Origin of the sequence: Pseudomonas siliginis, from assembly GCF_019145195.1 — a bacterium.
Taxonomy (GTDB): domain Bacteria; phylum Pseudomonadota; class Gammaproteobacteria; order Pseudomonadales; family Pseudomonadaceae; genus Aquipseudomonas; species Aquipseudomonas siliginis.
Window position 1 is genome coordinate 1 of the sequence record NZ_JAHSTW010000004.1, and the last position, 11,256, is coordinate 11,256.

An 11,256-nucleotide genomic window follows, 5' to 3' on the forward strand; every position below is an offset into this window, starting at 1 on the left:
CACCTTTTTCATGTCTCCCGCCCGTGTATGCGTAGCGGGCATCAATGCGCGTGTTCACGCGCACGCGTGCTTTTAAATATTCTCTCTATACACGAGAAAGGAGAGTTAAAAGTAGGACGGTGGGGCAAAGCCCCAATCTGCGGGGCTTTCGGACGTCCCACCTAGTTTTAGAGAGGTGGGACGCACGGGACGCCAGAAAAGCAAAAGACAGCCGGGATAGATATTCACCGACATTCGCCAGCCGTTCGCCGGACGTAAGCCACACATTCACCGGATGGCATTAAAACGGTCTTGCTGCCACCAGAATCGACCTGTAAAAAGGGGCCATCTTCGATGGGTGCGACCGCAAAGCGCGGTAGGCCACCCACCACCTGACCCGGCCAATGCGCCGGGTCTTTTTGTTTAAGGGGCAGGGCAATGACGAACGAGCAACAGGCACTGGCAGAGATGCCGATCTGGTTGGTGATTGTGCTGTCATTGGTTGGCGGCGTGTCTGGCGAGATGTGGCGCGCTGACAAGGATGGGGCACGAGGTTGGGCCTTACTGCGCCGCCTTGCACTTCGGTCCGGTGCCTGCATCGTCTGCGGCGTGTCAGCGATGATGTTGCTGTTCGGTGCAGGCTTGTCGATCTGGACAGCGGGCGCCTTGGGTTGCCTGACCGCGATGGCCGGCGCGGATGTCGCCATCGGCTTGTACGAACGCTGGGTGGCCAAGCGCCTGGACCTGAGAGAGGCCGAGCCGAAGGCATGAGCCGGGCAGGCCCGGGAGGGCGCCGATTTTTACGGGTCCTCCCCAAGAGCCGCCCCCTACACGGGTTATCGAACTCGCGGAATCTCTCTAGCTGAAACCTTCGCAGGGATGTCCGTCTTTCCAAAGGGATGCGGGCAGGGCATGGCACTCGGATGCCGGCACGACTGACCGGACCGGGCAGAAAACCGCCGGGGACCCTGGGGACTTTCAAAGGGTACGGGGTCGGAAACCCGCGGGATCGTGTTAGTGGGAGGTCTGCCAGCTTACTGAAATTTCAATCCACTGAAATCTTGAAAGGATTCATTGAAAAGCCGCTGAAAAGGAGGGCTTATGAGCACAGCTACGTACCTGTCAAAGAGCGCCTTCGCTGCGCACATCGGACGGTCGCCGAGTTACATCACCTGGCTGAAGGAAAACGGTCGACTGGTCCTGTCCCCCAATGGCAAGCAGGTCGATGTGCAGGCCACCGAAGCGTTGAACCGCGATATCGCCGACCCGAGCAAGGCTGCCGTCGCTGCTCGCCACCAACAGGAGCGGCTTCAGCAGTCACGTTGCAGCTCAATCCGAGCCGACTAACATGGCTGCGCCGCCGCCCGCTGATCCTTCTCATGGGCAGACTCCAAATTTTCAGAAAGCACGAGCGCATCGCGAGCATTACCTGGCGCGCATGGGAGAAATGGAATTTCGCAAGGCGCAGGGAGAGCTGGTCGAGATCAGCTTTGTGCAAAAAGCCGTTTTTGGAACGGCGCGTTCGTTCAATCAATCGTTGATGAGCCTGTTGCCACAATTGGCACCGCAAATAGACGTCTTGTCGGACCCGTTGGGAATGGCGCGCCGACTGGCCGCAGCGCTGCGCTAACGGTCGAATGATGCTGCTCAGGTGTCCATCGACGACTTTAATTTTGGATTGCGCGATTGCTGACGGTATGCCGAGCTCATTCGGCTTGGCATCATTGTTCGGCATCGTCTGCTATCGGTCAGGAAGTGCCCGTCATGAAAGGCAGGTTCCTACCCGACGCTGCCGATGGTTCAGAATGAATCCAAACTTTGACGGCGGCTTATTAAGTTCGAATTCATACATATATAAATAATTAAGAGAAATTTAGTATTCAATGTCTGTTGATATGCCTGGCTGACTTTATAAGTATAGGGCTCGGAAATAAATGCAAAGCATTCCAAAATACTGTAGAATCGCCGCGCACGCAGGCTAGAGGTAAGTATGAATAACCCAATTGTTGAAAAAGTTACTCGCGAAGCACAGTTAAACTTAGATGCGTCGACAATATTTGAAGGCGATGCGGTAACAGTATTAAGACGCTTGCCAAGCAATAGCGTGCGCTGTGTTGTAACGTCCCCTCCATATTGGGGGCTTCGAGACTATGGTATCGACGATCAAATCGGTCTCGAACTGACTATGCCTCAATTCATCCAGAAATTAGTTGCAGTATTTTCTGAAGTAAGACGCGTGCTTACTGATGACGGAACACTATGGGTCAATATCGGTGACGGCTATACAAGCGGAAATCGCGGCTATCGTGCGACGGATAAGAAAAACCCGGCAAGGGCGATGACTGTTAGGCCGGACACTCCCGAAGGCCTCAAACCTAAAGATCTGATGGGCATTCCTTGGCGCTTGGCCTTCGCTCTTCAGGATGATGGTTGGTATCTACGAACTGACATTATTTGGAACAAGCCGAATGCCATGCCTGAAAGTGTAAAGGACCGGCCGACTCGCTCGCACGAGTTCCTATTCATGTTCAGCAAGTCGGAAAGGTATTTTTACAACTCAGATGCAGTTAAACAGGTTGCTGATGGCGGCGGTTTGCGAAATTTGAGAACCGTCTGGAGTGTGAACACTAAGCCATACGCAGGCGCTCACTTCGCGACATTTCCTCCTGAGTTGGTACGACCTTGCGTCAAGGCTTCGACCGAGCCGGGTGATTTCGTGCTAGACCCTTTCTTTGGCGCGGGCACAGTTGGTTTAGTTTGCAACGAAGAAGGCAGGAAGTACGCTGGTGTTGAGCTTAACCCTTCATACGTAGACCTCGCGGTAGAGCGGCTCGGAGGGATTTTCCATAACGTAGTAAGGATATCGGCTGCATGAAGAAGGAACTCGCTTTCCCCTTGCCTGAGCTTCAGGTCTCGTTCTCTCTGAAGCTTCAAGAATTTCGAAACGTCTGGCTTCAGGACGCTCTCTTGGAGACGGTATCCGAGTTAGCCGTTCCAACTATTGATGCAGAACTGTCCAAATACGTTCCGGCTAAAGACCTCAAAGCACTTGCCGCTAGGGGATTAAGGGGAGAGCTAGTCTTCGCAGTGCCAGCAATTCTGCAGGCGAACCCGCATCTGCTCGGCTACTACCGCCTTCTCCTCGGCTATAGCCAGAAAGAGTTTTATGGCTCTGAGTTCGGCGTGGCTTCCGTGAAGTGCATGGAGGTTAGTGGTCGCCTGAATCCGCGCTCTGGGGTGACAATAGAACAGCTCTGCGTCGCTCTTTGTCAGGCGGCCTCGCATCTTGTAGGCAACTTAAAAGCGAAAGATCTGAGCATTGGACTTCTTGATGACCTAACCTTGTTAACTGTTGGGCCGCAGATGCGGGGAGGTGTGAACAATAAACTTGGCCAGCAAGGCATCGTGGACGTCTTTGACGTTATTGAAGAGATTCTGAGGCCGGCGATTATCAACGCCACACGTGGGGCAATTGAAATCAAAAACACCAGCGGTCGGGATGTGTGGGTAGAGTTTGCAGCCGATCCGGACATCATCATTCGTGAAGTCATGCCTGATAAATCCTCACGAAGAATTTTAGCAATTGAAGTGAAGAGCGGTACGGACGTGTCGAACATTCATAACCGCATTGGCGAAGCTGAGAAAAGCCATCAGAAGGCAAAAAAAGAAGGCTATCGTGAGTGCTGGACTGTCGTTAATGTCTCAAAGTTGGATATTGATAAGGCAAAGTTAGAGTCACCTACCACTAACGTCTTCTACGCTCTAAAGGCTCTTCAGTTAAGGAGAGGAGCAGTCTATGAAGACTTTAAGCAAAACATAATCGCGATGGTAGGTATTTCCTCGTAGCGATTTACTTCCAATGGGATGGAATAGTCAGTTGATATTTTTTAGCAACCCTTTCCAGTCCCTGGAGAATTTGACCATGCTGTACCAGGTCAGAGTCTGCCCACTGCGATCTACGTTCAAGCAGATTTTTTAGATTCACCAAATTATACATTTTCAAACTATACAAGTTGGCCCATGTGGCTTCACCGAATACATTGTAGATAGTGGAAGTGTCATCCCTTTCGCTTGCTACGCGTACTAACCCTTTCAGAGCTGCAGCCGCATCGTCAGCGTCATCCTTGGTATCGTAAGTGTTTAGAAGGTGCATTAGAAACTCTGACGGTCAAGAAGACATAGGATTGTACATATTTTTCGGCGGAGAAGCCTCACCAGCGGGCTGCGCACCAACTGCGAGGCACATTGAGGTCGCCGAAGATTCGCGCAACACTCGACCTCAGCCGGGTTGGAGTCTCAGTCGTTTTGCATGCCGGGCGAGCTGTTGCAAGTGGCCTGGGAGCGCGAGGTGGACAGCATCGGAGGACACCGGAATGTCAACGTGATCCCGAGCACCTGTCGCGCTGGAGTTTTCCGACCGGGCGCTGCGCGTGGACAGCCTGATCAGCAACGAGCAGCATGAAACGTCAACTCCCTATGCAAGCCCGCGAAGGTAGGCCTGCTCCGGTAATACCGGGATTGATCTAGTGAGGAACCTTCGAAACCAAATGGCTGCTTTTGGCCGATTCTGTTGAAAAAATCGACCTTGGTTTCCACGACAGAAAAGTACGCGTCTGAGATTGAAATCCTTACTTTTGGCTGAGGCTGCCGGGCTCAGATGTCACGTAGCAACGTGCAAAAGTTGCATTTTCCCCGGTCAATATCCGGGCAGTTTGAGCGGAGCGACTTTTTCAACACAATCGGCCGAAAGCGGCTCGTTGTGAGAGGCGGCTTCCAGCCAAAAAGGTTATTGACCGAACCTAATGACGCGCTGGACGAAGTCGGTCGTTTGCAACCTCAGCACAGACATCATGCTGAAGTCGCTGTTGTATGACTTGGTCAGAATCGCCAGACTTTCTCATATGCCGCCTTCGCTAAAAGATCTGTCCGGGCAAGAGCCTGCTCAGGTGTCCACGTCACCAATCCAATTAGCTCAGTAGGGATTACATACCCGTTTGCACTCAATTTCGATAGCTTATCTTCTATTTTGTTAGTCTTCAGCTTCTCATTGAATTTTTGATCTAAGAAAATCAAGTTTCCAATTTGTCCGACATTCCACTCATCCCATCCACCCCCAACCATGGACTGTGGGTGCAAATGTTCAATAGTTAACTCATCCATGTCACATGGGTATTTATAACTGTAAAATTCAGATATTGCTCGGAGTATGTATCTGACAAGATTTTTTTGCTTGGAGTTTGCGTTTGTGTAAGAGATCTCACGAAAGGCAACCACGAACTCATCAATTGACGGTCGCTTGGCTCGAAGTTTGTCTATAAATTCGCTAATCTCATCTGCTGCTTCCTGCGAAGTTTCCGACTCAAAAAGTTTTCGCGCAAAAGCGGAATACATCGCCGAGATCCCACCAGAGGATCGAGAGGACGTAATAGCTGTAAAAACAAAATGAAACTTCTCTATCGCACTAAGTGCATCGCGGTATTTTCCATATTTTATCTTGCTATCTTTGTAGGCTCTAGTTAGAGAAAGAACCGCAGGAGTGGGTTGTGAAACCTTAAATAACTGAAGCCCACCGAGCGAGCGAGACGCATCAATTTCGTTTTTGGTCCACTCGTACGATGGCTCATGTATTGATCTATAAATTTTTGCGTCTGAGACTAAAGAATCCAAATATTCCCTTGAAACCTCTTTAGTGACTTTTTTCTTTATAACGGGAAAAAGCTTTTTAAGGGGAACAGCCTCATACCGCGAAGCCCAGTAATGATAGATAAACATATCAGTAGACAAGTCTGCAGCAGAATTATGGATTGTCTCCATAATGCTACTCCACTTTATTTTTGCCGTGTCTACTGTGCTTTTCGCTTTAAGATTCTTAGCGAAGTGATTTTTAACAAGATCACTGACCGAAAGGTCTTTACCTCGCGTATTCAATGTTTCAAAGATGAGGTACGCATCGTCTTCATTATCCAATACCACAAAAATCAAATTTAAGTTTAGGATGGTGTCACGGATACCTGTAAGCTTTTCAAACTTCTCTCTTATTTTAAACTCTTCCAGAATGGTTGCATCTTTATCTACCGCACTAATAGAATCGCTGACCAGCTTTTTAAAAAGCAGGTGCGCTCTGCGCAAGTTCACTTCTTCAGCAAGCAGCTTCTCATGAATTTCTGGCTCCCCAAATTTCTGGATGTGCTCTTGGAAATATGGAAAAGAAGTTTCGGTCTTGAGAACAAATTCGCTTCTGTTGTCCCTATCCTTTCGCTCGATAAGCTGGTGCAATCCCTCGGCTGAATCGACATATCCTAGGTCGTGGAATGCATCCCTCAGAACGCATAATAATATCGTTGTCGTTGTAAGTCGCTGCTGACCATCAACCACTCCAAACGATTGCTTGCTTCGCTTGTATACAACCATTGATCCTATAAAATAGTCATCTCCCTTGTTCGCAATTAAATCATTCCAGAAATCATTGATATTTTCATCGTCCCATGAATAAGGACGTTGGAATCGAGGAATGTGAAAGTAACTCCCATCAAGCAAACTCTCGATATCAGTATCTTTTGATTCGATCTTCATTAATTCACCAAGAGCAGAAGTCAATAAGGACAAGGCACTGGAGAGTAGCAGCAGTCTTGTTAATTTGAAAAGCACGGCTTAGATTTTTTTCTGACTGTCATGATCGGTTCAAAACATGAAAGCGAAACAGTTCAAAAGCAATCGCTACGAACCATGGCAATTCAACTGTCCCAATTCCTGCCATTGCGGTTCTGGATTTGATTGCTGCCTTCCCTATTGAACAAGCCGGTCACGAATGGTCCGGCACTAGCCAAAAACGTCCTCATGATTGGCTGCTTTTGGCCTATTTCAGCCTGTCGCGGCTGGATAAAAATGATCCGTGCTGTGTGAAACGCATGCGCCGTTTTGAAGTCCTCGTTGCTACGTAAAATCTGACAGCGTTTGCTTAGTCAGCAGACCTGGAATGTACGTACAAACGCGATTTTCGCTCCAGTCCTGACAGTCAAACCTACTCTAGAACATTTTCACACAGCCCTAATCCAAAGCGGACAACGACACAGCGGCTAGATCCTTACGTGCGGGTGCGGTCGGCGATCAAGACACCGGTTTCAGGTGAGCAGGAAGGGCTTTCACGAACTCTTCAGCCGTCGCCGCGGCTTGCGCTGGGTTGACGTTCTTAAGGCGATCTTGCCAGGCCAGAATCGTGGGCTTGTCGGCTTCTGGCAGGAGCCGCAGCAGGACCAGGTAGACCTTGAGCATCCGATTGGCGGCTACGTCTGGCAACGAGGATACGAGGAACCGAAACACCCGTTTTTTGCCCGCCTCGCCGCAGGCCAAACGAGCTGCGCTAGCGAGGTGCCGCAGAAGTTTTAGATTAGCGGCAAGCTGAACTACATCGAAATGCCGTTCCAAACGGTCCAACAAGCTACTGACTAAGGTCTCGTCTCGTACCCGAAATTCGATCGCTCCGCAGACAGCGTAGAGGAGTTCCCATGTCGCTGTGTTTGGAGGAGGCAATGGCATCGCGTCCAAAACAACCTTCAGGGTCTGTGCGAATTCGGCTTTCGTATCCGCCGGCAAGTTCGGGTTGCCGTTTACGATACAGTCGACCAGCTTAGTCGTTTCGGATGGGGGGAAGCCGGTGGCACGCAACCATTGTAGGTTGGCCGCGACAGCCTCCCGTTGCTGCGCTACGTGGCCTACGCCCTTGTCTATCACCCATCGCATGAAAGTGTTCCGACCGAAGCTGATACCGGGCTGCGCAAAGACACGTGCGACAACAGGGAACGCTGCTGTGTAGTCGTCTGCTTGGCTCATGAAGCGCACAGCGTCATGCCCGGTACGCACTCTATCGGGGCCCATCGCAGCGAGCAGCTTCGCGTGTGCACCGCCTAATTGGGTCATTCCGGCCCCGGTCAAAGCATCGAGCACCTCTAGCCCGCGCGCGAGATCGAGGTAATCGCCTTCGTTCGCGAGTGCATCCGCGAAAGACGTAAGTTCTACCCTGAAAGATGCCAATGCAGTCGTTTGCTCGTTGAGTCCGTTCTTAAGAAGGCCCAATCCAAAGCGTCGCTCGCGTGCGTCGGCAATGTCGACTTGCTGCAGAAGGCGCATCTTCAGTTCGATCGCGTTGACGCCTGTCCGTCGCAGGATTGCGGATGCGAGCGAAGCGTGTCCCGATCGAAACCGGTCGCCGACCTCGGCGAATATCAGGCCTTCGTCTTGGGCTCGCACCCATCGCTCGGGTTTCTCTATCATGCGCAGTAGAAGCTGTCTCGGGACGCCTTGATCGCGAACACCACAGGCACACAGACACAAGAACGCCAAATATAGGTCGGGGATCAACTGGTTGACTCGCACCAGCGTGCGATCGGCGATCTTGTCGAGGCTAGATCCGCGCAGCGAGAGAGAGAGAGCAAATATATCTCCGGCTCGCATAAGGGTGGAGAACTTGGCGGCACTCACATTTCTGTCAGTTAGACCCACCTCGCTCACAAGCTGATTGAATTCCTGCACTGACACCGCATCCAGCTTGTATGGAGAGACGTGGACCGGAAAGGGTCTTGGAATAACCTTTTCGTCCTTAGCGCTGGCCAGCACGATCACTTTTGCCTGAGGTTGCAGCCGCACCTGCTCAAGAACCACAGATTCAGCATCCAATTCATCGCATACGATGATCACCGGCTTACAAGCAATCTCCCCCAAGCGTACGACTTCGCTCCACGCTTCTACATTGAGGTTCTGAGGCTCAACAACTTCAAAGACGAGCGCTTGGCCTGTGCGATAGAGGTCCCACCCGATGCGTCGGACCACGGTGGATTTTCCGGAAGCCGAACTGCCAGTCACAAGGACGACCGCCGCTTTCCTACCCATGGCGGTCAGCGCACTACAGATGTCTTGGTAGCAATCACGCCGCGCGTCCAGACCGTAGTGGATTGCCGCCCAAGAAACACGCCCACTGTCCCGGAACTCGCGCTGAACGCCTTGGACGTCATGGAAGGAGTTTTCGCTGGGAAGAAAGCTGATCGGCGAGCGGCCACTAGCCGGATGGAAGTCTGGGAGCCCCATGAGCGCAAGAGCTGCATCGCTTGCAAACAAGTTGCGAGGTGGCGTCAGCAATCCCTTAAGGCTGTCCAGAGAGGCCTGAATGTGGGCTAGCGGAACGCCGAACATCGCCAGCTTGGCAAATGCGAGGATCTCTTGCTCATGTTGTTGGCCCTCTAACTGAGGGCTCAGTCGCACGCTCGTATTCCGGACGACGTACTTGGCGAACTCCAACGTGTCCCCGGATTTGGTCACTGGATTCTCAAGGTACTCGAAGTCCTTGACTAGCTCCGCAGCGAGGATCTGGCTGTAAGACCCGCGGATCAGGCGAAGCATCTCTGTACCTGTGACCACACCACTCGAAACCAGAAGAAACTTGAGCTGCATGCTCTTAAGAAGCCTTACATCGGGTGGCTCCCCACATGCATCGATAGCATCGCACATGAAGCCATGCAGGATGCTCCGGACACCTTCGAAGTCGTATTCCTTCTCGGGCGTGTCCTTGTACTGAATAAAAACCTGCCTTCCGTCTCCGTACATCGTGTCGATGTCCTGGGCGCCTTCGTAACGCACTTGGACAAGGCCGGCCTCGCAGAAAAGCAGTTGGGCGATAAGGTGCAAAGCATGTGATGCTTGGTATTCGAAACCTTTCAACGCGACACGCCCGCCTTGGCGCGCACGTGTGCGGAGGAACTTGCCTTCAACGGCCCAGGACTGCGGCTTTACCATCATGAATTCCGTTTCCTCTGAACTGAATGGCCGACGAGGCCGGACGGCCCCTAGAATAGCGGCCACCGCAATCGTCGTGCGAATAAATCCTTCAGCCAGAACGGCTGAGGTGGGCCAGCGCGCCAACGCGTCCCTTCCGTCTACCCGCTCGTGTCAGACTTGGCACCGAAATGCCCGTACCAAGTTCGCGATCCCTCAATTACAAGAAATCGAATCGGTGAGGCTGGCTCACTCCGGCCGACCTCCACAGTTCGTCAGATTGCAGCCTTAAAAGATGCTCGCCCTCAGAAAATAAAGCATGCCAGTGCTGTCTGTCATGAACGTCTGCTCGTTGCCGAGAGCGGCCAGCCCACCCGCCTGTTCGCTCGCTCGACATTAGGAGGTTCGTCTGGCATCTGGAAAGACGCCCGATTTGGAGTTCATTCCGCGTGGACTTCGTCTCTAGTTACGCGCTCGCGTAAGATGAATGCTAATCCACTGCGGGTTCTTAAGTTTTGACTTCGCATTGAGTCGACGAATGGGATCCGAGTGGAAAATAGAGCGTCTCGATGGTAGGAACGAAGTGAGGGCGTATTTTGCGAAGTGCGCAAGAAGTTGCGCAGTTGGTCATAATATTTTGCAGTCCAATTGCCCTGCAGGCCACGATTCACGTGGTCTGGAGCCAAGTGCGCAAAAAGTTGCGCAGTACTGCGCAAGAAGTTGCGCACTTTTTCAAAGATTTCCTCAGCTTGGCGCTCAGAAAATCGTGAAATCTCTCTCAACCTATTGAACTGTATGGGTTTCTGGAGAATTGGCACATTTTTTGATTGTTGGTGGCCACTCTGACAGGCAATGGTGCCTGCCAGTGTTATATCCAGAAGCAAGGAGAGCATCCCCATGGCAACACCAGCGTACATGTCCGTCACTGGCGAAAAACAAGGCCTGATCACTGCCGGCGCCTTCACCGCCGACTCCGTTGGCAACACCTACCAGGAAGGTCACGAAGACCAGGTCATGGTTCAGGCTTTCAGCCACGACGTGATCATCCCGCGTGACCCACAATCCGGTCAGCCAACCGGTCAGCGCGTTCACAAGCCAGTTGTGATCACCAAGGTCTACGACAAGGCTTCGCCTCTGCTGCAAGCCGCTCTGACTTCCGGCGAGCGCATGAGCGAAATCGTTATCCAGTGGTTCCGTACTTCGGCTCAAGGTACTCAAGAGCACTACTACACCACCAAACTGGAAGACGCGATCATCGTCGCCATCAACAACAAAATGCACAACTGCCAGGATCCAGGCAACTCGCACTTCACCCACCTGGAAGAAGTGCAGTTCACCTACCGCAAAATCACCTGGACCCACGAAGTATCCGGTACTTCGGGTTCCGATGACTGGCGTGCTCCAGTCGTTTAATTACGGCTGATGTTGTATTCGCCCCGGTCGGTATGGCTGATCGGGGTGGCTTGATCTAAAGAATTCTTGCGTGCATCACTTTTGTTGACTGATGCCCGA

The 11,256-nt window shown here is 51.9% G+C and carries 8 protein-coding genes; 6 read left to right on the top strand and 2 right to left on the bottom strand.

Translation table 11 applies throughout. The annotated features are described in order from the left end of the window. Positions 1 to 417: 417 nt before the first annotated feature. From KVG87_RS09655 to KVG87_RS09670, 5 genes are all read left to right on the top strand, one after another. A complete protein-coding gene (locus KVG87_RS09655) occupies positions 418 to 750 on the top strand; it encodes a phage holin family protein (protein WP_217850494.1) in 333 nt (110 codons plus the stop codon). 330 nt (positions 751 to 1,080) lie between these two features. Continuing rightward, positions 1,081 to 1,326 carry a hypothetical protein gene (locus KVG87_RS26110; RefSeq protein ID WP_367616679.1) on the top strand — a complete coding sequence of 82 codons (246 nt, stop codon included), beginning with the start codon at positions 1,081 to 1,083 and terminating at the stop codon, positions 1,324 to 1,326. A 1-nt stretch (position 1,327) separates the two neighbouring features. Next, positions 1,328 to 1,609 (top strand): hypothetical protein, encoded by a 282-nt coding sequence (locus tag KVG87_RS26115; RefSeq protein WP_367616680.1) that lies wholly within the window; start codon positions 1,328 to 1,330, stop codon positions 1,607 to 1,609. Between the two features lie 360 nt (positions 1,610 to 1,969). After that, positions 1,970 to 2,854: a DNA-methyltransferase gene (locus KVG87_RS09665; RefSeq protein WP_225930833.1), complete on the top strand. Its 885-nt coding sequence runs from the start codon at positions 1,970 to 1,972 to the stop codon at positions 2,852 to 2,854. After that, positions 2,851 to 3,825, top strand: coding sequence for an XcyI family restriction endonuclease (locus KVG87_RS09670; RefSeq protein WP_217850496.1), 975 nt, complete (start codon positions 2,851 to 2,853; stop codon positions 3,823 to 3,825). The genes KVG87_RS09665 and KVG87_RS09670 overlap by 4 nt, the downstream gene beginning before the upstream one ends. Positions 3,826 to 4,857: 1,032 nt before the next feature. Here the strand turns inward: KVG87_RS09670 and KVG87_RS09675 are convergent. Together KVG87_RS09675 and KVG87_RS09680 are read right to left on the bottom strand one after the other, a co-directional pair. Further along, positions 4,858 to 6,552, bottom strand: a complete 1,695-nt coding sequence (locus KVG87_RS09675) for a DUF262 domain-containing protein (protein ID WP_217850498.1) — start codon at positions 6,550 to 6,552, stop codon at positions 4,858 to 4,860. A 534-nt stretch (positions 6,553 to 7,086) separates the two neighbouring features. After that, positions 7,087 to 9,768 (bottom strand): P-loop NTPase, encoded by a 2,682-nt coding sequence (locus tag KVG87_RS09680; protein ID WP_217850500.1) that lies wholly within the window; start codon positions 9,766 to 9,768, stop codon positions 7,087 to 7,089. 873 nt (positions 9,769 to 10,641) lie between these two features. On the opposite strand from KVG87_RS09680, the gene KVG87_RS09685 reads away from it, so the two are divergent. Beyond that, entirely contained in the window at positions 10,642 to 11,157 is a 516-nt protein-coding gene (locus KVG87_RS09685; protein ID WP_007919523.1) for an Hcp family type VI secretion system effector, read from the top strand. The last annotated feature ends 99 nt before the right edge of the window (positions 11,158 to 11,256 follow it).